Origin of the sequence: Streptomyces sp. JJ36 (assembly GCF_021696945.1) — a bacterium.
Classification (GTDB): Bacteria; Actinomycetota; Actinomycetes; order Streptomycetales; family Streptomycetaceae; genus Streptomyces.
On sequence record NZ_JACYHE010000007.1, the window covers coordinates 33766 to 55029 of the forward strand.

Here is a 21264-nt window from a genome sequence, read left to right on the forward strand (position 1 = left end):
GATGACAACACCCGACAGTTTCACCATCGCGGCAGGCGCCGTCCTCGCCTTACTCGGCCCCGCCCGAATCCGGGAGCTCGCTGACCGGATGTCCGCGGGCTGGCCAGACGAATCACTACGCGCCTCGGCGACCGGCCCCGGTGAAGGGGCAGCGGTCCAGGCCCTCCTGGACACCCTGACCGAAGCGGGCATCGGCATCGAGCCCGCCACCTGGTATCTGCGGGGTATCGCCGATGGCTACGCCCACCAGAAAGCCCGGTGCCAGGTCGACGCCGTGTGGAGCGGCCCGACCACCCACGCCGTTCCGGTACAAGCCACGGCTGCTGTGCTCACCAAGGTCATCGAGGCCGCCCAGCACGAGCTCGTGCTGATGACGTACTCGGCTAGGCCCTACCAGCCAGTGCGCGAGGCGCTGACCGCTGCCGTCGGGAGGGGCGTCGCCGTAACCGTGGTCGTGGAAACGCTCCAGGGGGCGGGCAGCGCGATCAGCGGGGACGAGCCGGCCCTCGCCTTCGCCGGTCTCACCGGAGTCGAGCTGTGGCACTGGCCCCCGGAGCAGCGCACCGAGCCCGGGGCCAAGCTTCACGCCAAGCTCGCCGCCGCAGACCGCACCACACTCCTGATCACCAGCGCCAACCTCACGGCTTCCGGGGCGACCAAGAACATCGAGGCCGGAATCCTCATCCGAGGCGGCACCGCTCCCGAGCGCGCCGTTGAACACGTACGGCAACTCCAGACGACAGGCGTTCTGACCCGCCTATGAGACAGGCGAGGCCCGACGGGCGCGGCGTGGACGCAACTGCCGACCGTCAGCCGGCTGACTGATCGGGGACGGCCTGGAGGTGGCGTTGGCCACGGGACCGGGGGACGAGTTGGACGACGGCTTCGGCGGCGGCGCGGACGAGGTCGTCGAGGATGGTCTGGTAGATGTCGCGGGTGATGCGGGTGTCGCTGTGACCGAGGGTCTCGGAGACGACCTGGCGTCCACTCCGGCGGCGAGCATGAGCGTCGCGGCGCCGTGCCGTAGGTCGTGGAGGCGGATGGGCGGGAGACCGGCTTCTGCGACGAGGCGTTCGAAGAGGTCGGAGCCCCTGCCGGGGTGGAGCAGGGAGCCGTCCTCCTCGGTGAAGATGCGGCCGGTCTCCACCCAGGCGTCGCCCCATTCGAGGCGGTCCCGTTCCTGCTGCTCGCGGACCTCCCAGCCGTCCTGGGCCAGCTGGGTCGCCACGGCCAGCGAGGAGTTCGCGTAGTCGTGGTCCACCCAGCGCGGGCCGCACCCCTCGCCGCGTCGGAGTCCTCGGAACGCGATGAGCTGACATGCCCGTGTGCGGCCAGGTGCGTGCTCCACAATGGGGCGGCATGGCCCCCGGAGGCGGCGCAAACCATCTCAAGAGCACGGCGCAGCGGGGACATCCCAGGGACTTTTCAGGGACTTTCACGTCTGTCCCAGGGAGGTTTCAGGGACTTTCCGCCGCGAAAGCAGGGAAGGCCCTGACAGCGCTGAAAGGTACGAACGCGCTGGTCAGGGCCTGTTTCTCTAGCATTCGATGATGTTCACCGCCAGCCCGCCCCGGGCAGTCTCCTTGTACTTGACCTTCATGTCGGCGCCCGTGTCCTTCATGGTCTTGATGGCCTTGTCCAGGGACACGTGGTGGCGCCCGTCGCCGCGCAGCGACATCCGGGCGGCGGTGACGGCCTTCACGGCGGCCATGCCGTTCCGCTCGATGCAGGGGATCTGCACCAGCCCGCCGACCGGGTCACAGGTGAGGCCGAGGTTGTGCTCGATGCCGATCTCCGCGGCGTTCTCCACCTGTTCGGGGGAGCCGCCGAGGATCTCCGCGAGACCGCCCGCCGCCATCGAGCAGGCGGAGCCGACCTCGCCCTGGCAGCCGACCTCGGCGCCGGAGATGGAGGCGTTCTCCTTGAAGAGCATGCCGATCGCCCCGGCGGCGAGGAGGAAGCGGATGACGGTCTCCTCGTCGGTGCCGGGCACGAACTCCATGGCGTAGTGCAGCACCGCCGGGATGATGCCGGCGGCGCCGTTGGTGGGGGCGGTCACCACGCGGCCGCCGGCGGCGTTCTCCTCGTTCACCGCCATGGCGTAGAGGGTGACCCACTCCATGGCGTGCGCGTCCCGGTTGCCCTCGGCGCGGAGTTGCCGGGCGGAGGTGGCGGCGCGGCGGCGCACCTTGAGCCCGCCGGGCAGGATGCCCTCCCGGGTCAGGCCGCGGGAGACGCACGCCCGCATCACCTGCCAGATCTCCAGCAGCCCGGCGCGGATCTCCTCCTCGGTGCGCCAGGCCTTCTCGTTCTCCAGCATCAGCGCGGAGATGGAGAGGCCGGTCTCCTCGGTGAGGCGCAGCAGCTCGTCGCCGGTGCGGAAGGTGTGCCGCAGCACGGTGTCGTCCAGCTTGATGCGGTCCTCGCCGACGGCGTCCTCGTCCACCACGAAGCCGCCGCCGACCGAGTAGTAGGTCTTCTCCAGCAGCGGCAGCCCGGCGTCGTCGTAGGCGCACAGGGTCATGCCGTTCGCGTGGTAGGGCAGTGAGCGGCGCCGGTGCAGGATCAGCTCGGTGGGCTCGTCGAAGGGGATCTCGTGGGCGTCGCCGACATCGGTGGAGAGCAGCCGCAGCCTGCCGGTCTCCCGGATGCGCTGCACCCGGGCGTCCGCCTGGTCGACGTCGACGGTGGCCGGCCCGTGGCCCTCCAGGCCGAGCAGTACGGCCTTGGGGGTGCCGTGCCCGTGGCCGGTGGCCCCCAGCGAGCCGAAGAGCTCGGCCCGCAGGGACGCGGTCTGCGCCAGCACGCCCTCGTTCTTCAGGCGGCGGGCGAACATGCGGGCCGCGCGCATCGGGCCGACCGTGTGCGAGCTGGACGGGCCGATGCCGATGGAGAAGAGGTCGAAGACGGAGATGGCCATGGGCGGACTCCCTTGTCCGTGTGCGGGAGGCCCCGCGGCGGCCGGTGCGGTGCCGCAGGGCCTCCCGGTGGTGCGGGTGTTACTTCTGCAGGCCCGGGTAGAGGGGGTGCTTCTCGGCGAGCGCGGTGACCCGGGAGGCCAGGGAGGCGGCCTTGTCCTGGTCGAAGCCGGGCTTGAGCGCCTCCGCGATGACGTCCGCGACCTCGCGGAAGTCCTCCTCACCGAAGCCCCGGGTGGCCAGCGCGGGGGTGCCGATGCGCAGGCCGGAGGTGACCATGGGCGGGCGCGGGTCGTTCGGCACCGCGTTGCGGTTGACGGTGATGCCGACCTCGTGCAGCCGGTCCTCGGCCTGCTGCCCGTCCAGCTCGCTGTTCCGCAGGTCGACCAGGACGAGGTGCACGTCGGTGCCGCCGGAGAGCACGGAGACGCCGGCCTCGACCGCGTCCGGCCGGAGCAGCCGCTCGGCGAGGATGCGGGCGCCGTCCAGGGTCCGCTGCTGCCGGTCCCGGAACTCCTCGCTCGCCGCGATCTTGAACGCCACCGCCTTGGCCGCGATGACATGCTCCAGCGGGCCGCCCTGCTGACCGGGGAAGACCGCGGAGTTGATCTTCTTGGCGTACTCCTTCTTGGAGAGGATCACGCCGCCGCGCGGGCCGCCGAGGGTCTTGTGCGTGGTGGTGGTGACCACATCGGCGTACGGCACGGGGGAGGGGTGCAGTCCCGCCGCCACCAGGCCCGCGAAGTGGGCCATGTCGACCATGAGCAGGGCGCCGACCTCGTCCGCGATGCGGCGGAAGGCGGCGAAGTCGAGCTGCCGCGGGTAGGCGGACCAGCCGGCGACGATCATCTGCGGACGGTGCTCCTTGGCGAGGCGCTCGACCTCGTCCATGTCGACCCGGCTGGTCTCCGCGTCGACGTGGTAGGCGACGACGTTGTAGAGCTTCCCGGAGAAGTTGATCTTCATGCCGTGGGTCAGGTGGCCGCCGTGCGCCAGGTCCAGACCCATGATCGTGTCGCCCGGCTTGAGCAGGGCGAACATCGCCGCGGCGTTGGCCTGCGCGCCGGAGTGCGGCTGCACGTTGGCGGCCTCGGCGCCGAAGAGGTCCTTGATCCGGTCCCGGGCGATGTTCTCGACCACGTCGACGTGCTCGCAGCCGCCGTAGTAGCGACGGCCCGGGTAGCCCTCGGCGTACTTGTTGGTCAGTACGGATCCCTGGGCCTCCAGCGAGGCGACCGGGGCGAAGTTCTCCGAGGCGATCATCTCGAGGGTGGACTGCTGCCGGTGGAGCTCGGCGTCGACGGCGGCGGCGACGTCCGGGTCCACCTCGTGGAGGGAGCTGTTCAGAAGAGACATGTCCATCTTCCCTAGGAGCGGGCAGGTGCTCAGTTACCAGCGGTGAAGGAGGCGTACTCGTCGGCGGAGAGCAGGCCCTCCGGCTCGCCCTCGGTCTTCACCTTGAACAGCCAGCCGCCCTCGTACGGGGCGGAGTTCACCAGCGACGGGTCGTCCACGACATCCTGGTTGATCTCGGTGATCTCACCGGTCACGGGTGCGTACAGGTCACTGACGGACTTGGTCGACTCCAGCTCGCCGCAGGGTTCGCCCGCGGCGACCGTCTCGCCGGCCTCCGGGAGCTGGACGTAGACGACGTCGCCGAGCGCCTCGGCGGCGTGCGCCGTGATCCCGACCGTCGACACGCCGTCCTCGGCGGCCGACAGCCACTCGTGCTCCTTGCTGTAACGCAGCTGCTGGGGGTTGCTCATGGTGCGATTCTCCTGGATAGCGGGGTGTGCGGGGGCGGGCGGGGGTGCGACCCGGGTCACGTGAGGTGCTTCTGCGCGTTCCCGGCGCGCCGCCGGTCTCACGTCCGGCGGCGGAGCGGTGTCACTTCCGGCGGCGGTAGAAGGGGAGGGCCACGACCTCGTACGGTTCCCGGCTGCCGCGGATGTCCACCGCCACACCCTCCGTGCCCGGCTCGGCGTACGCGGCGTCCACGTACGCCATGGCGACCGGCCGGCCCAGCGTCGGCGAGGGGGCGCCGGAGGTGACCTCCCCGATCACGGTGCCGTCCGCCGTGACGACCGGGTAGCCGGCGCGCGGCACCCGGCGGCCCTCCGCGATCAGCCCGGCCAGCTTCCGCGGCGGCGCGGAGGCGGCCCGCTCGGCGGCCTCCTCCAGCGGCTTCCGCCCCACGAAACGCCCCTCGTTGGTGGTCTTCTCGAACTTCACGATCCGGCCCAGCCCCGCGTCGAAGGGGGTGGTCCGGGTGGTCAGCTCGTGACCGTAGAGCGGCATGCCGGCCTCCAGCCGCAGGGTGTCCCGGCAGCTCAGCCCGCACGGGACCAGGCCCTTCTCGCGGCCCGCCGCGGACACCGCCTCCCACACGGCCACCGCGTCGTCCGTGGAGACGAACAGCTCGAAGCCGTCCTCGCCGGTGTAGCCCGTACGGGCGATCAGCGCGCGGGCGCCGGCGACGGTGCCGGGCAGCCCGGCGTAGTACTTCAGGCCGTCCAGGCCGGCGTCGGTGAGCCCGGCCAGGATCCCCGCGGCCTCCGGGCCCTGCACGGCGATCAGCGCGTAGGCGTCGCGGTCGTCGCGGACGGCCGCGTCGAAGCCCGCCTGGCGCTCGGTGAGCGTGTCCAGCACGGTCTGCGCGTTGGCGGCGTTGGCGACGACCAGGTACTCCCGCTCCCCGGTGCGGTAGACGATCAGGTCGTCCAGGATGCCGCCCTGCTCGTCGCAGATCATGGTGTAGCGGGCGCGGCCGGTCTTCAGCGCGGAGAGGTTCCCCACCAGCGCGTAGTCCAGCAGGGCGCCCGCGTCCGGCCCGGTGAGGGTGATCTCGCCCATGTGGGAGAGGTCGAAGAGGCCCGCGCGGGACCGCACGGCCAGGTGCTCGTCGCGCTCGCTGCCGTAGCGCAGCGGCATCTCCCAGCCGGCGAAGTCGGTCATCGTCGCGCCCAGGGCGCGGTGGACGGCGTCCAGGGCGGTCCTGCGGGGCGCGTCGGGGGAGGCACCGCCGGACGCGGCGGCGCCGGCGTCGTTACCGGGCGTGGTGGTCATGTGGGGCTCCCAGGGACGGGTGACTCGGATGTCCTCCCCATCTGTCATCGGAACCTGAGAGGTTCGCCACAAGCCCGCGTGGGCGGGCGGGGGCTTGCACCGTGGGTGGGGCCCCGGCTGCACCGGGGTCCGCTTTTCAGATCTGCCTCGTCCTGCGCGGTAACGGGGCCTGAGAGATTCAAGGGAGGATCTTGCTCCTTCGGCGCCCCGGCGTCGTGGCCGGGAACTCTCCCGCGCGGATTCAAGCGGCCGGTATGGAGTTGAGTGGGCTCATCATCGCACGACCGGAGCACAGGGGAACCCCCGGACGGCGCGCAATCGTCTTGAAGCCCATTACTTTTTCTTGACACTCTCGGGGAAGACCGCGACCACGCGGTCACGACAGGGGTGGAGGTCAGGGTGGAGAGCCTGCGCAGTGCGTATGCCACAGCAGCCGGGGCGGCGGTGCCCGCCCAGCCCGTGCCCCGGCCCGCCGGGCGGGACCTCCGCGGCACCGCTGCGGCCCGTACCCTCCGGTTCCCCGCGGGCGACCGGGTGGTGGTCTCCGGGCTGCCCGGCAGCGGCAAGTCGACCCTGATCCGCCGCACGGTGGCGGTGGCGGACACGGTCTGCCGCATCGACTCACAGGACGCCCGGGAGCGCTGGGAGCGCCGGATGCCCTCCTGGCTGCCGTACGGCGTCTACCGGCCCCTGGTCCGGGTCTCGCACTACGCCGGGCTGCACCGTGCGCTCGCCTCGGGCGCCAGCGTGGTGGTGCACGACTGCGGCACCCAGCGGTGGGTGCGTCGCTGGCTGGCCGTGGATGCGCGGCGGCGGGGGCGGGCGCTCCACCTGGTGCTGCTCGACGTGTCCCCGGAGACGGCGCTGCGGGGGCAGGCCGAGCGCGGCCGGGGCGTGAGCGCGTACGCCTTCGCGCGGCACCGGCGGGCCGCCGGGCGGCTCCTCGCGGAGGTGCGCCGGGGCCGGCTGCCGGAGGGCTGCTCCTCGGTGGTGCTGCTGGACCGGCGCTCGGCGGGGGCGCTGCGCGGGGTCGCCTTCGAGTGAGCGGCGCCGCCCGGGCGGGCGCACCCGTGCGGCACGGCGCCGTGGACGTCGTGCCGGTGCGCAGGGCGGGCAGGCGCACGCGGTCCGCCACCCCGGGTGGGGCGGCGGACCGCGTACGGGGACAGTGCGCGTGCCGCGTCAGCGCACCTGGGCCGTCAGGTCCGGCAGCGTACGGGGGGCCTCGGAGACGCCGGGCAGGCCCGGCAGGGTGGCCTTGGGCAGGCCGCTCTCGGCCATGACCGCCTGCGTGACGTTCACGGTTGCAAGGACGGTCGCCCGGATCTGCTTGGCCACCTGCTGGGCGTCACCGTGCTGGGCGACCCGCAGCAGCCGGTTGACCTGCTTGCGCAGGTCGGCCTTGGCCTGCTGCACGAGCTCCTGCGGCGCGGCCTGCTGCGCGCCCCGGTCCTGCTGCCGGCGCTGCTCGCGGCCCTGCTCCTGCGCCAGCTCCGGGAAGGCCTGCTCCTCGATCTCCTGCCGCAGCCCCTCGTCCTGCTGGGCGGCCTGCCGCTGCGCGTCCTGCCGGCGGGTCTGCTGACGGGCGTCCTGCTGGGCCGGGGCCTGCACCTGGAGGGACTCGAGGGCCTGCTCGACGGCCTGGCGGTGCTGGGCCGCCTCCTGGCGGGTGAACTCGCCGTTCTCCGCGTCCAGGATCGCGTCGATGAGCTCGGTGACCGGATTGAGCAGACCGGCCGTCTGTTGCAGGGCCTCGTTCTGCTGCCGGAACTTCTGCGCCTCCGGGAGCGGCGCCTGTACGGCTGCCTGCGGCTGCGGGTCGTGGTCGGCGGCCACCGCGGTGGCGACGCCGACGCCGCCGAGGGCGAGCGAGCCGCTCAGTGCCGCGGCGAGGGCGAGAGAGGTGGTCTTCTTGACGCGCATGGGGACGATTCCTCCATTTTCGGGGGTGCGCGGACGCAAACCACTCTTCGCCGGGGTACTGCACTCCGCAACCGGGAGATCGCACGGAGTGAGCAAACGGGTGACCCGCCGGCGCCCTCGCGCCGGTCCCCCGGGCAGGCCCGCTGCGCGGGCACGCGTGGCACCGGTGCCCGGGCGCCCGGTGTTCCCGTGCGCCGGCACGGCCCCGCCTCCCGGGCGGTGGCAGGCCGGGTTCTAGGGTGTCGGCATGACCATGCCGCAGCACTACGGGCCCGGCCACGGCGGAGGATGGCCCGGCAACGAGCTGGAGGAGACCCTCGCCGCGGCGCTGGGCACGCCGCACGCCGGGGCCCGGCTGCTGGAGGTGCTGGGGCGGAGCAGCGTCTGGGTGCCGCTGCCGGAGGGCGGCGGCCCGGACAGCCCCGGGCTGGACGTGCCGACGGTCGACCTGGACGGGGCCCCCTACGTCCCGGTCTTCAGCTCCGAGCAGCAGTTCCTCGCCGTCGTCGGGTCCCACGTCCCGTTCACGGTGGCGCCCGCGCGGGAGTTCGCCCGCGGGCTGCCGCCCCAGGTCGGTCTCGCGGTCAACCCGGAGGGTGCGGTCGGCGTCCCGTTGCCGCCCGAGGCGGTGGCCGAGCTCTGCCGGGAGACCCCCGGCAGCCGGGTGCCGGGTGTGGCCTCCGGGGCGCGGATGCGGTTGTACGAGCCGGACTGGCAGGACGAGCCGGTGGACTTCCTGGCCGCGGCCGCCGGCGAGTTCGCGCTGGTGGGACCGGTGCGGAGCGCGCGGCGCGCGCTGGCGAGCGCCGAGGGCGACCCGCCCGCGCTCTTCATCGGCGTCGAACTCGACCTGCTGGAGCCCGCCGCACGCCAGGAGGCGCACGACGCGCTGGGGCGTGCGCTGGGGCAGGCGCAGGTGCCCTGGCCGGTGCAACTGGTGCTGCTGGACGCCGCGGACGACCCGGTCACCGCCTGGATGCGCCAGTGCGTGCGGCCGTTCTACACACGGGAAGCGCACGGCTGAGGTCGCGGGGGAGCGGTCCCTCGTAAGCTGGTGTGCCGTGGGCGCAGTGCGGCACGCCCTCGGACGAGTGACCGGATGAAGGGGGGCGGGCCCACGTGAGCGCGGGTGAGAGCGTCGAGGAGCTGCTGCGACGGGTGGCGCCCGGCCGGCACGACCTCTACGAGACGTACGAGGAGCTGCTGCGGGCGCTGGCCGCGGGGCGGCTCTGGATGCTGCTCTGGCACGGCCGGCCGGGCTCGCCGGACGCCCAGTACGGCAACATGCGGGTGGCCGGGTACGGCTACGCCCCCTGTGTGACCTCCGAGCAGGAGCTGGCCGCATCCGGCTGGGCCCGGGCGCACGAGGTGGCCGGCGGCCGGGAGATCGCCGGTGCGCTCCACCGGAACCGCTGGGGCATCTGGCTGAATCCGCACGCTCCGGGCGGCGGGATGGGTGTGCCCTGGCCCGATCTGCGGCGCATCGCCATCGGTCTGGACCGGGCGCCCGCCGGCCCGCTGCGCATCGGTGATCCGTCCCTCGATCTCCCGCAGTTCTACGCCCTGCTCACCCAGTGCGCCCACCGCACCCCGGCCGTGCGGTCGTTGCGCCGCGCCTGGGTGCAGCCGGCCCTGGGATCGCCGTATCTGGCGATCGGGCTGGACCTCTACGACACCGGCGCGCAGGCGGCCGACTCCGCGGCGCGGATGATGCGGGAGGCCGTCTCCGCGGTCCCCGACGGGCTGCCGGTCTCCAGCGTGGCCATGGCGGACGCGCTCGATCCGGTGGCGATGTGGCTGCGGGCGCACGCCCGGCCGTTCTTCGACCGCGAGGCGCAGGCCCCGGTGACCCAGCCGGCCGGTCCCGGCGTGCCGCCCGCGGGGCCCGGGCACGGTTACGGCTACCCCCGGACGTACTGAACGGGCCCGCGGCATCGCCACCCGGGACGCTCCGGCGCGCTTCCGGGCGTCCCGTGGAGGGCCGGGGCGCGCCGGTCCGTACGCGCCCCCAGCACCCCTCCTCGCGCGGCGATGACACTGCACAGAACGGGACATAGTTTCCGGCCACTCACCGCTCACGCCGTCCTCGCGTCCGTATAACGGTAGCCCCTGCACCACATCACAGTTGCGCATCCTTTCCCGGCGGGGTCTGGCGAGTGATCGCGACGGAGATGAAGACTCCCGAGCCATGAGGCGTCGGCCTCCTGTACGAAACCTGTGATGAACGAGCCGCTACAGCGGCGGGCTTGGGCCGGCCACCGCCGGCCGAGAGGGGTCCTCACCACGATGACGGCACCACTGCACGACACGGTCCCGGCCGAGGGGGAGCAGGGCGAAGACGCCGGATCCACCCCCGCCGCCACCGGGAAGGCCGTGGAAGGCCGTTCACTGGGCCGGATCGCCTGGACCCGCCTGAAGCGGGACAAGCTCGCGCTGGCCGGTGGCATCACCGTGGTCTTCCTCGTCCTGGTCGCCGTGTTCGCCCCCGTGCTCACCGCCCTGCTGGGCCAGGAACCGAACCGGTATCACCAGGACCTGATCGATCCGCTGTTCGGCACGCCCACCGGCGCGCTGAGCGGGATCAGCTCGGAGCACCTGCTCGGAGTGGAGCCGGTGAACGGCAGGGACGTCCTCGCCCGGATCATCTACGGTGCCCGGATCTCCCTGCTCGTCGGCTTCCTCTCGGCCATGGTGGCGGTGGTGATCGGCACGGTCCTGGGCATCCTGGCGGGGTACTTCGGCGGCTGGGTCGACGCGGTCATCAGCCGCGTGATGGACATGCTGCTGGCCTTCCCGCAGCTCCTCTTCATCATCTCGCTCATCGCGGTGATGCCGAACGACCTGCTGGGCCTGACGGGCACCGGTGTCCGGCTCATGGTGATGATCCTGGTCATCGGCTTCTTCGGGTGGCCCTACATCGGCCGTATCGTGCGCGGTCAGACCCTGTCCCTGCGGGAGCGGGAGTACGTGGAGGCCGCACGCAGCCTGGGCGCCGGGCGCCGCTACATCCTCTTCAAGGAACTGCTGCCCAACCTGATCGCCCCGATCACCGTGTACACCACGCTGATGATCCCCACCAACATCCTCACCGAGGCCGCACTCAGCTTCCTCGGCGCGGGAGTCAAGCCGCCGACCGCCTCCTGGGGGCAGATGCTCTCCACCGCCGTGGACTACTACGAGCAGGACCCCTTCTACATGATCGTGCCCGGCGTCGCCATCTTCGTCACCGTGCTCGCCTTCAACCTGTTCGGAGACGGCGTGCGGGACGCGCTGGACCCGAAGGGCACCCGCTGACCCCCCACCCCCCCACCCCCCGGCTCGGCAGACCGTACGGGCCGTGACCATCACGGAGGAAGCGCATCGTGAGACTCCCACGTACATCGTCTCGTCGGCGGACCGCGGCGTCGGCCGTGGTCGTCGCGGCCCTGCTCACCACGGCTGCCTGCGGCGGCGGAGGCGAGAGCAAGGACGACGGAGAGGCCGCCGGCTTCAACGCCGGCGTCGGCAAGGTCGCCAACCCGTCCGACAAGAAGGGCGGCACGCTGAAGTTCATCAGCACGCAGGACGCCGACTTCTGGGACCCCACCCGGGGTTACTACGGCATGGCGTGGAACTTCATGCGGTACTACACGCGTCAGCTGGTGACGCCCGCCGCCGCCCCCGGCGAGAAGGCCCTGGAGCTCCAGCCGGACCTGGCCAAGAGCCTCGCCGAGGTCAGCGACGACGGCAAGACGTACACGTACCACCTCAAGGACGACATCACCTGGGAGGACGGCAAGCCCGTCACCTCCCAGGACATCAAGTACGGCATCCAGCGCCAGTGGGCGCAGGACGTGCTCTCCGGCGGTCCGGTCTACATCAAGAACACGCTGGACCCGGAGGGCGAGTACAAGGGCCCGTACAAGGACAAGGACGGTCTCGACGCGATCGAGACCCCGGACGACAAGACCATCGTCTTCCACCTCCCGAAGGCCAACAGCGACTTCGAAGAGATGCTGGCGATGCCGTCGGCCTCCCCGGTGCGGAAGGACAAGGACACCAAGTCCAAGTACAACCTGCACCCCTTCTCCAACGGGCCGTACAAGTTCAAGGACTACCAGCCGAACCGGAAGCTGGTGCTGGTCCGCAACGACGCGTGGGTCCGGTCCTCGGACGACGTCCGCAAGGCCCTGCCGGACAAGATCACCGTCGACATCATCACCAACCCCAACGAGATGGACAAGCGCCTGCTGGCCGGGGACTACGACCTCGACCTGGCGCAGACGGGTCTGGGCGCCTCCGGCCGTGCGACCGCCATCAAGGAGCACAAGGGCAACCTGGACAACGCCACGATGGGCTACATCCGCTACGCGGTCTTCCCGCAGGACGTGAAGCCCTTCGACAACATCCACTGCCGCAAGGCGGTCATCTACGGCGCCGACCACAAGTCGATCCAGACCGCGCGCGGCGGCCCGATGGCCGGCGGTGACATCGGCACCAACATGCTGCCGCCCATGGTCCCGGGCTCGGACCCCAGCTACGACCCCTACGGCCTGGCGAAGAACGACGGTGCGCCGAACCCCGAGAAGGCCAAGGAAGAGCTGAAGAAGTGCGGTAAGCCGAACGGCTTCAAGACCACCATCGCCGTGCGGAACAACAAGCAGGACGAGGTGGACAGCGCCGAGGCCCTGCAGGCGTCGCTGAAGAAGGTCGGCATCGACGCCCAGCTCGACCAGTACGACGGTGCCCAGACCTCCGGGATCATCGGCAACCCGGAGATCGTCAAGAAGAAGAACTACGGCATCATCATCATGGGCTGGGGCCCGGACTTCCCGTCCGTCCAGGGCTACGGCAAGCCGCTGTGGCACAGCGACTACTTCCTGGACAACGGCAACAACAACTACGCGCACATCGACGACCCGAAGATCGACCAGGCCTTCGAGGACTTCATCGAGACGCAGGACGCGACCAAGAAGGCCGAGATCGCGGAGCAGATCAACCACCGGGTGATGGAGGGCGCGTACTACCTGCCCTTCACCTTCGAGAAGCGCCTGCTGTGGCGGTCCGACCGGCTGACCAACGTCTTCTCCTCCTACGCCTACAGCGGGCAGGTGGACTTCGCCTCCCTGGGCGTCAAGTAATCCGACCGGCACACCCGCCGCTAGGCACGAAGGGCAGGTGAGGGCCATGGTGACGGCCCGGTGAGCCGAGGGGCGATCCCCCCGGCTCCCGGGCCGTCACCGGGCCGCAAGAGCAGTGCTCACATATCTCATCAGGCGGTTGTTCGCCGCCGCAGTGATGCTGGTCGTCATCATCCTGGCGGTCTTCAGCATCTTCTTCCTGATTCCGAAGTGGACCGGGGTCGACCCCGCCACGATGTACGTCGGCAAGCAGTCCGACGCCCAGGCCGTCGAGGCGGTACGGGAGAAGCTCGGGCTGGCGGACCCGATCCTGGTCCAGGTCTTCGAGTTCTTCAAAGGCATCCTGGTGGGCCGGGACTACACCAGTGGCGGCACCACCCAGCACTGCGACGCCCCCTGCTTCGGCTACTCCTTCAAGACCGAGCAGGCCATCTGGCCGCTCCTGCAGAACCGTTTCCCGGTCACCTTCCTGCTGGCCGTCGGCGCGGCCGTGCTGTGGCTGATCATCGGCCTGACCGCCGGCATCGTCTCGGCCCTGCGCCGGGGCACCCTCTGGGACCGCGGGCTGATGTCCATGGCCCTGGCCGGTGTCTCGCTGCCCATCTACTTCACCGGCCTGATCTCCCTGGCCGTCTTCTCGTACCAGCTCGAGCTGGTGAAACACGAGTACACGGCCATCGAGGAGAACTTCGCCGACTGGTTCAGCGGCATGATCCTGCCCTGGGTCACGCTCGCCTTCCTCTTCGGGGCGATGTACGCCCGCCTCACCCGGGCCACCATGCTCGAGGTGATGGGCGAGGACTACATCCGCACCGCCCGGGCCAAGGGCGTCCGGGAGCCGGTCGTCATCCGCAAGCACGCCATGCGCTCGACCATGACACCGGTCATCACCCTGCTCGGTGTCGACCTGGGCATGCTCATGGGCAACGCGATCCTGACCGAGACGACCTTCAGCCTCCCCGGCCTCGGACAGGCCGCACTCCAGGCCATCAGTACCCGGGACCTCCCCGTCATCCTCGGCGTCACGTTGATCACGGCCATGGCCGTCGTCCTGGCGAACCTCGTCGTGGACCTGTTGTACGGAGTCATCGACCCGCGAGTGAGGCTCGCATGACCGACCAGAACACCTCCGGCGCGGAACTCACCAAGACCGGTGCGGTGCCGGGCGAGCCCGTCGCCTCCTCCCCCGCGCCCACCGCCTTCCTCGAGGTCCGCGACCTGCATGTGCACTTCCCCACCGAGGACGGCCTGGTCAAGTCCGTCGACGGGCTCTCCTTCTCCCTGGAGAAGGGGCGCACCCTCGGCATCGTCGGGGAGTCCGGCTCCGGCAAGTCGGTGACCTCCCTCGGCATCATGGGCCTGCACACCGTCGGCCAGTACGGCCGGAAGAAGGCCCGGATATCCGGGGAGATCTGGCTGAACGGCACCGAGCTGCTCACCGCCCCGCAGGACCAGGTGCGCCGGATGCGCGGCCGTGAGATGTCCATGATCTTCCAGGACCCGCTCTCGGCTCTGCACCCGTACTTCACCATCGGCAAGCAGATCGTCGAGGCGTACCGGATCCACCACGACGTGGACAAGAAGACCGCCCGCCGGCGGGCGGTCGAGATGCTCGACCGGGTCGGCATCCCGCAGCCCGACCAGCGCGTGGACAGCTATCCGCACGAGTTCTCCGGCGGCATGCGGCAGCGTGCCATGATCGCGATGTCGCTGGTGAACAACCCCGAGCTGCTGATCGCCGACGAGCCGACCACCGCGCTGGACGTCACCGTGCAGGCACAGATCCTGGACCTCATCCGGGACCTGCAGAAGGAGTTCGGCTCCGCCGTCGTCGTCATCACCCACGATCTGGGCGTCGTCGCCGAACTCGCCGACGACATCCTGGTGATGTACGGCGGCCGCTGCGTCGAGCAGGGCACCGCCGACAAGGTCTTCTACGAGCCGCAGCACCCCTACACCTGGGGTCTGCTCGGCTCCATGCCGCGCATCGACCGCGACCAGAGCGACCGCCTGACCCCGGTGCAGGGCTCCCCGCCCAGTCTGATCAACATCCCCGACGGGTGCGCCTTCCACCCGCGCTGCCCGTACGCGGACGTGCCGAAGGGCGGCATCACCCGCACCGAACGTCCCGAGCTGCGCGAGACCGCCCCCGGGCACTTCTCGGCGTGCCACATGGCGCAGGAGGACCGGGAGCGGATCTGGAACGAAGAGATTGCCCCGAAGCTGTGAGCGAGGACGAGCACATGACGATCCCCGAAGGGGCGGGCGGACCGGCGGCCGGCACCGCGGCGGCGACCGCGCAGGCCGGGGCCGCCGTACCGGAGACCGCGCCCGGTGAGACCCTGCTGCGCGTCACCGGTCTGAAGAAGCACTTCCCCCTCACCAAGGGCGTGCTCAAGCGCCAGGTCGGCGCGGTCAAGGCGGTCGACGGCCTCGACTTCGACGTGCGCTCCGGGGAGACCCTCGGCGTCGTCGGCGAGTCCGGCTGCGGCAAGTCCACGATGGGGCGCCTCATCACCCGGCTGCTGGAACCCACCGGCGGCACCGTCGAGTTCGAGGGCCGGGACATCACGCACCTGGGCACCGCGGGCATGCGCCCGCTCCGCCGTGACGTGCAGATGATCTTCCAGGACCCGTACTCCTCGCTGAACCCCCGGCACACCGTCGGCGCCATCGTCAGCGCGCCGTTCCGGCTGCAGAAGGTGAAGCCGGAGGGCGGGATCAAGCAGGAGGTGCAGCGCCTGCTGTCGGTGGTCGGGCTCAACCCCGAGCACTACAACCGCTATCCGCACGAGTTCTCCGGCGGCCAGCGGCAGCGCATCGGCATCGCCCGTGCGCTCGCGCTCAGCCCGAAGCTGGTGGTGGCGGACGAGCCGGTCTCCGCACTGGACGTCTCCATCCAGGCCCAGGTGGTCAACCTGCTGGACGACCTCCAGTCCGAACTCGGCCTCACCTACGTCATCATCGCGCACGACCTGTCCGTCATCCGCCATGTCTCGGACCGCATCGCGGTGATGTACCTCGGGAAGATCGTCGAGCTGGCCGACCGGCAGACGCTCTACGAGACGCCCATGCACCCGTACACCCGGGCACTGCTCTCCGCGGTGCCCGTACCGGACCCGCGGGGCAAGGCCCGGCGCGGCGCGGAGCGCATCCTGCTGGAGGGCGACGTGCCCTCGCCCATCAAGCCGCCGGCGGGCTGCCGCTTCCACACCCGCTGCTGGAAGGCCACCCGGGTGTGCAAGACCGAGGAACCGCCGCTGGTGCCGCTGCGCACCGGGCAGCAGGTGGCCTGCCACCACCCGGAGAACGCCGAGGACCAGCGCCCCGAGGACACCGTGCTGCTCTCCCAGGCGGAGAAGGCCGCGGACCAGGCGGCCTCCGAGGCCGCCGGCGAGCACGCCGCGGACGTCCAGGCCGAGGAGGCGGCGCACTCCGAGGCGCAGTCGCTCGGCAAGGAATAGCCGGGCCGGCGGGGCCGGCCGGGACCACTCGACGCCGGGCTGCGCGTCCTCGGGCCCCAGGTCCGGCGTGGTGGTGCCGTGCGGCGGTCGGGGCCGGCACGGCCCGCTCCGGTCCGCCCCGCCGCCGGGGCCGGCGTGGCGTCATCGCCCGCTGGCCGCCGGTGCCCGTCCCCGGGGGCCGCATCCCGAGCCCGGCCCGCGCCTCGCGCACCGGTGTCACAGGTCGCGCGGCCGCGGCAGGTGCAGGCCGAGGAAGATCGCCCCGAGCCGCAGCGCGAAGACGACCCCCGCCGCCACCGCCGCGGCGGGGGTCGCCCCCAACCCGCCCGCGTCCAGCCCGAGATAGCTGAGCGCGCCCGCCAGTGCCGCCGTCGCGTAGAAGTCCTCCCGGAGCAGCAGCGGCGGGAACTCCCCGCACAGCACGTCCCGGATCACCTCGCCCGCGACCCCGGTGAGCACCGCCAGGATCAGCACGGCGAGCGGGGTCACCTCCTCGTCCAGCGCCGCCCGGGCCCCGATCACCGTCACCACCGCCAGCCCCACCGCGTCCACCACCAGCAGCGAGCGCTGCGGCAGCGTACGGAACCGCAGGAAGACCATGGTGGCGAGCCCCACGCAGCCGACCACCGTCAGCAGCACCCAGTCGTGCGTCCAGTACAGCGGGTTGCGGTCCAGGATCAGGTCCCGCAGCGTGCCCCCGGACACCGCCGCGGCGTACGCCAGGACGATCCCGCCGAACGGGTCCATGTTCGCCCGGTGCGCGGCGAGCACGCCGCTCGCCGCGAACGCGGAGACGCCGATCAGGTAGAGCACGTGGAGCATGCGCCGATTCTCGCAGCACGCTCCGCGCAGGGACCGGCAGCGGGCCCCGGCCCGCGACCGCACCGGGGAGCAGGGGACTCCCGCAGCGGGACCCGGTCAGAACGGGAAGCTGCTCCGGCCGTGCTGGATCGAGATCCACCGCTGGGTGGTGAAGGCCTCCACCATCGCGTCCCCGTTCAGCCGCCCCATGCCGGAGTGCTTCTCCCCGCCGAACGGCACCAGCGGTTCGTCCGGCACCGTGGCGTCGTTGACGTGGAACATCCCGGTCTCGATGCGCTGTGCGATCTCCACCCCGCGCACGGTGTCCGCGGTGTGCACGGCGCCGGAGAGCCCGTACGGCGTGTCGTTGGCCATCCGGATGCCCTCCGCCACCTCGTCGAAGGACTGCAGGAACACCAGCGGCCCGAACACCTCCTGCCGCAGCACCGCGGACCCGGCCGGCACGCCGGTCAGCACGATCGGCTCCACCAGACAGCCGTCGGCCCGGCCGCGCACCAGGGCGGTGGCACCCTCCGCCAGCGCCTGTTCGCACACCGCCAGCACCCCCTCGGCCTGCGAGGTGTTGATCAGCGGTCCGAGATGGGTCTCCGGGTCCCGGGGATCGCCGGTGCGCAGCGCCCGTACCCGGGCGGTGAACCGCTCGGTGAACTCCCGCTCCACGCCCCGCTGCACCAGCAGCCGGTGGGCCGCCATGCACACCTGGCCCTGGTGCAGGAAGCGGCTGAAGACCGCGGCGTCCACCGCGTACTCCACGTCCGCGTCGTCCAGCACCAGGAACGCGCTGTTCCCCCCGAACTGCAGCACCGGGCGCTTGAAGTGCGCCGCCGCGACGGTGGCGACATGCCGGCCGGTGCGGTCCGAGCCGGTGAAGGAGACGACCTTCGGCACCGGGTGCTCCAGCAGCGCGTCGCCGATCTCCGCGATGTCCGTGATCACCACGTTGAGCAGGCCCGCCGGCAGCCCCGCCGCCTCGAAGAGCCGGGCGACCAGGGTGCCGCCCGCCACCGGGGTGTTCTGGTGCGGCTTGAGCACCACCGCGTTGCCCAGCGCGAGGGCCGGCGCCACCGACTTGAGCGAGACCAGCAGCGGGAGGTTGAACGGGCTGACCACGCCCACCACCCCGACCGGCTCCCGTCGCACGTGGTTCTCCTTGCCGTCCACGGGCGAGGCGAGGATGCGCCCGGTCGGGCGCAGCGCCAGGGCGATGGCCTCCCGCAGCACGTCCCGGGACTGGCTCAGCTCGTACGCGGCCCGGGCACGGGTCGCCCCCACCTCGGTGACGACAGCCTCGGCGAGCTCCTCCTCGTGCTCCTCCAGCAGCCGCAGCACCCGCTCCAGCACCGCCCGTCGCGCATAGCCCCCGGCCGCCGCCCAGGCGGGCTGCGCCCGCTCGGCCGCGCGGTAGGCCAGATCCACCTCCGCTGCGGTGGCCACGGTGATCGCCGCCAGCTTGTCGCCCGTGTACGGGTCGAAGTCGATGATGTCCCAGGAGCCCGAGCCCGGGCGCCAGGCCCCGTCGATGTACTGCTGCGCCGGATCCGCCGTACCCGTGAAAACCGCGAATGGGGACATCGCTTGCCTCTCCGTGCTCACCCGTGCTCAGCCACGCACATCATCGGTCGAGATGCACCATGCTACGTACGGAGAGGGGGAGTTGACCGCCGTTCACGGTGATCGCCGCACCCGGTACGCAGAAGTCCGGCCCGCAGCCGGCGGCGCACGGCCGGGTGACGGTCGTCCTACCGGGGAGTCACCCGGTCGATGTACCGTGCAGCGCATGTCCGACCCCCGTACCGGCCCCGACGCCGGCACCAGCGAGTTCGACCGTGACACCGCCGTACGCCCGCGGGAGCCCGGCTGCTACGAGGCGGAGCTCTCCCCGGGCTGGGTCATCGGGCACGCGGTGAACGGCGGCTATCTGCTGGCGGTGCTCGGCCGGGCGCTCCGCGCGACCCTGCCCCACCCCGACCCCTTCACCATCAGCGCCCACTACCTGAGCGCCGGCACCCCGGGGCCGGCCGTCGTGCGCACCGAGACCGTGCGCACCGGGCGCAGCCTGTCGACCGGCACCGCCTCCCTCTGCCAGACCGCCGAGGACGGCACCGAGACCGAGCGCATCCGGGTGCTGGCCACCTACGGCGACCTCGCCGCCCTCCCCGCGGACGTGCGGACCACCGCCAAGCCGCCGGAGATCCCGCCCATCGAGCACTGCGTGAACACCGCGGACGCCCCCGGCGACACCAAGCCCGTGATGGCCGGCCGTCTGGACATGCGGCTGGACCCCGCCACGGTGGGCTGGGCGCTGGGCGCCCCCTCCGGCAAGGGGGAGATGCGGGCCTGGTTCGGGCTGGCCGACGGCCGCGCACCGGACCCGCTGTCGCTGCTGCTCGCCGTCGACGCCCTGCCGCCCACCGCCTTCGAGATGGGGCTCGGCGGCTGGGTGCCCACCGTCGAACTCACCGTCCACGTCCGCGCGCTCCCCGCGCCCGGACCGCTCCGGGTCGCCCTGACCACCCGCAACCTCGCGGGCGGCTTCATGGAGGAGGACGCAGAGGTCTGGGACAGCGCGGACCGGCTGGTCGCCCAGTCCCGGCAACTCGCCCGCCCGGCGCTCGGGCGGCGCTGACCGTCCGGGCCCGGAGACGCCCGGCCCCGGCGGGCCGCCGGGGACCGGCCTCCGGGCCCGCCGGACGGTGGCGGCTTCCGGTGCTCCCCGGCCCGCGAGCAGTCCCTCCGCGGAGACCGGCGGCGAAGCCGCCCGTTCCCTACGCGGAGACCGGCGGCGAAGCCGTCCGCTCCGTGCCGGCGATCGTCGCCGAACCGACCACCCGGGTGCCGTCGTAGAGCACGATCGCCTGCCCCGGCGCCACCCCGCGCACCGGCTCCGCGAACCGCACCCGCAGCTCCTCCCCGGCGCACTCCGCGGTGACCGGCGTCTCGCCGCCGTGCGCCCGGAGCTGCGCGGTGTAGGCGCCGGGCCCCTGCGGAGCGGCGCCGCACCAGCGGGGGCGCACCGCGGTGAGCGCCACCACGTCCAGCGCCTCCGCCGGACCGACCGTGACCGTGTTGTCCACCGGCGAGATGTCCAGGACGTACCGGGGCTTGCCGTCCGGGGCCGGGCGGCCCAGGCGCAGCCCCTTGCGCTGCCCGATCGTGAAGCCGTACGCGCCCTCGTGGGTGCCGAGCTTCTCCCCGGACTCGTCCACGATGTCGCCCTCGGCCCGGCCCAGCCGCCCGGCGAGGAAGCCCTGGGTGTCGCCGTCGGCGATGAAGCAGATGTCGTGGCTGTCGGGCTTCCGGGCCACGGCCAGTCCCCGCTCCTCGGCCTCCGCGCGGACCTCGTCCTTGGTCGCCGGGGTGTCGCCCAGCGGGAACATCGCATGCGCGAGCTGCCGGTCGTCCAGCACCCCGAGCACGTAGCTCTGGTCCTTCGCGGCGTCGCTCGCCCGGTGCAGCTCCCGGGAGCCGTCCGCCCGCTCCACCACGGTCGCGTAGTGCCCCGTGCACACCGCGTCGAAGCCCAGCGCCAGCGCCTTGTCCAGCAGCGCGGCGAACTTGATCTTCTCGTTGCAGCGCAGGCACGGGTTGGGCGTACGGCCGGCCTCGTACTCGGCGACGAAGTCCTCCACCACGTCCTCGCGGAAGCGCTCCGCGAGATCCCACACGTAGAACGGGATGCCCAGCTTGTCCGCCGCCCGGCGCGCGTCCCGGGAGTCCTCCAGGGTGCAGCAGCCGCGGGCGCCGGTACGGAAGGATTTCGGGTTCGCGGAGAGCGCCAGGTGGACGCCGGTCACCTCGTGACCGGCCTCGACGGCCCGGGCGGCGGCGACGGCGGAGTCGACGCCGCCGGACATGGCGGCCAGGACGCGCAGGCGCCGGCCCGGCGCGGCGCCCTGGCGGGGCGCGGGATCGGCGGAGGAGGCAGGCGTGGCAGGCATAACGACTCCAGGG

General features: G+C 72.0%; 18 protein-coding genes, 1 pseudogene and 1 riboswitch. Of the genes and pseudogenes, 10 read left to right on the forward strand and 9 right to left on the reverse strand.

Annotated elements, in window-relative coordinates:
• Window position 1: 1 nt before the first annotated feature.
• Window positions 2-763, forward strand: a complete 762-nt coding sequence (gene drmC / locus HOY81_RS04525) for a DISARM system phospholipase D-like protein DrmC (RefSeq protein WP_237318373.1) — start codon at window positions 2-4, stop codon at window positions 761-763.
• Between the two features lie 46 nt (window positions 764-809).
• On the opposite strand, the pseudogene HOY81_RS04530 reads toward drmC, so the two are convergent.
• From HOY81_RS04530 to gcvT, 5 genes and pseudogenes are all read right to left on the reverse strand, one after another.
• Window positions 810-1312: pseudogene (locus HOY81_RS04530) on the reverse strand (tyrosine-type recombinase/integrase); the annotation flags it as partial.
• Window positions 1313-1537: 225 nt separating this feature from the next.
• Entirely contained in the window at window positions 1538-2920 is a 1383-nt protein-coding gene (locus HOY81_RS04535) for an L-serine ammonia-lyase (RefSeq protein ID WP_237318375.1), read from the reverse strand.
• Window positions 2921-2999: 79 nt separating this feature from the next.
• On the reverse strand, window positions 3000-4274 hold the full coding sequence (gene glyA, locus HOY81_RS04540) for a serine hydroxymethyltransferase (RefSeq protein WP_237318377.1): 1275 nt from the start codon (window positions 4272-4274) through the stop codon (window positions 3000-3002).
• A gap of 29 nt (window positions 4275-4303) precedes the next feature.
• Window positions 4304-4684, reverse strand: coding sequence for a glycine cleavage system protein GcvH (gene gcvH / locus HOY81_RS04545; RefSeq protein WP_237318379.1), 381 nt, complete (start codon window positions 4682-4684; stop codon window positions 4304-4306).
• A gap of 121 nt (window positions 4685-4805) precedes the next feature.
• Window positions 4806-5984 (reverse strand): glycine cleavage system aminomethyltransferase GcvT, encoded by a 1179-nt coding sequence (gene gcvT / locus HOY81_RS04550; RefSeq protein WP_272892353.1) that lies wholly within the window; start codon window positions 5982-5984, stop codon window positions 4806-4808.
• 147 nt (window positions 5985-6131) lie between these two features.
• Window positions 6132-6228: riboswitch (glycine riboswitch) on the reverse strand.
• 155 nt (window positions 6229-6383) lie between these two features.
• On the opposite strand from gcvT, the gene HOY81_RS04555 reads away from it, so the two are divergent.
• A complete protein-coding gene (locus HOY81_RS04555; RefSeq protein ID WP_237318380.1) occupies window positions 6384-7028 on the forward strand; it encodes an AAA family ATPase in 645 nt (214 codons plus the stop codon).
• Between the two features lie 138 nt (window positions 7029-7166).
• On the opposite strand, the gene HOY81_RS04560 is transcribed toward HOY81_RS04555, so the two are convergent.
• Entirely contained in the window at window positions 7167-7907 is a 741-nt protein-coding gene (locus HOY81_RS04560) for a hypothetical protein (RefSeq protein ID WP_237318382.1), read from the reverse strand.
• Between the two features lie 247 nt (window positions 7908-8154).
• On the opposite strand from HOY81_RS04560, the gene HOY81_RS04565 reads away from it, so the two are divergent.
• From HOY81_RS04565 to HOY81_RS04595, 7 genes are all read left to right on the forward strand, one after another.
• Window positions 8155-8931, forward strand: a complete 777-nt coding sequence (locus HOY81_RS04565) for an enhanced serine sensitivity protein SseB (RefSeq protein WP_237318384.1) — start codon at window positions 8155-8157, stop codon at window positions 8929-8931.
• Window positions 8932-9026: 95 nt separating this feature from the next.
• Window positions 9027-9827: an enhanced serine sensitivity protein SseB C-terminal domain-containing protein gene (locus HOY81_RS04570; protein WP_237318387.1), complete on the forward strand. Its 801-nt coding sequence runs from the start codon at window positions 9027-9029 to the stop codon at window positions 9825-9827.
• Window positions 9828-10193: 366 nt separating this feature from the next.
• Window positions 10194-11201 (forward strand): ABC transporter permease, encoded by a 1008-nt coding sequence (locus HOY81_RS04575; protein ID WP_237318390.1) that lies wholly within the window; start codon window positions 10194-10196, stop codon window positions 11199-11201.
• 68 nt (window positions 11202-11269) lie between these two features.
• Window positions 11270-13027 carry an ABC transporter substrate-binding protein gene (locus tag HOY81_RS04580; RefSeq protein ID WP_237318392.1) on the forward strand — a complete coding sequence of 586 codons (1758 nt, stop codon included), beginning with the start codon at window positions 11270-11272 and terminating at the stop codon, window positions 13025-13027.
• A 115-nt stretch (window positions 13028-13142) separates the two neighbouring features.
• Window positions 13143-14141 (forward strand): ABC transporter permease, encoded by a 999-nt coding sequence (locus HOY81_RS04585; protein WP_237318394.1) that lies wholly within the window; start codon window positions 13143-13145, stop codon window positions 14139-14141.
• Window positions 14138-15256 (forward strand): ABC transporter ATP-binding protein, encoded by a 1119-nt coding sequence (locus HOY81_RS04590; RefSeq protein WP_237318395.1) that lies wholly within the window; start codon window positions 14138-14140, stop codon window positions 15254-15256. The genes HOY81_RS04585 and HOY81_RS04590 overlap by 4 nt, the downstream gene beginning before the upstream one ends.
• A 14-nt stretch (window positions 15257-15270) precedes the next feature.
• Window positions 15271-16491, forward strand: a complete 1221-nt coding sequence (locus HOY81_RS04595; RefSeq protein ID WP_237318397.1) for an ABC transporter ATP-binding protein — start codon at window positions 15271-15273, stop codon at window positions 16489-16491.
• 216 nt (window positions 16492-16707) lie between these two features.
• Here HOY81_RS04595 and HOY81_RS04600 read toward each other — a convergent pair whose 3' ends face one another.
• Both HOY81_RS04600 and HOY81_RS04605 read right to left on the reverse strand, forming a co-directional pair.
• Window positions 16708-17313, reverse strand: a complete 606-nt coding sequence (locus HOY81_RS04600; RefSeq protein WP_237318399.1) for a trimeric intracellular cation channel family protein — start codon at window positions 17311-17313, stop codon at window positions 16708-16710.
• A 96-nt stretch (window positions 17314-17409) separates the two neighbouring features.
• Window positions 17410-18885 carry an aldehyde dehydrogenase family protein gene (locus HOY81_RS04605; protein WP_237318401.1) on the reverse strand — a complete coding sequence of 492 codons (1476 nt, stop codon included), beginning with the start codon at window positions 18883-18885 and terminating at the stop codon, window positions 17410-17412.
• A 205-nt stretch (window positions 18886-19090) separates the two neighbouring features.
• On the opposite strand from HOY81_RS04605, the gene HOY81_RS04610 reads away from it, so the two are divergent.
• A complete protein-coding gene (locus tag HOY81_RS04610) occupies window positions 19091-19939 on the forward strand; it encodes a thioesterase family protein (protein ID WP_237318403.1) in 849 nt (282 codons plus the stop codon).
• 139 nt (window positions 19940-20078) lie between these two features.
• Here the strand turns inward: HOY81_RS04610 and mnmA are convergent, their stop codons facing one another.
• Complete coding sequence (mnmA, locus tag HOY81_RS04615) at window positions 20079-21251, reverse strand: tRNA 2-thiouridine(34) synthase MnmA (protein ID WP_272892354.1); 1173 nt, start codon at window positions 21249-21251, stop codon at window positions 20079-20081.
• Window positions 21252-21264 lie beyond the last annotated feature (13 nt).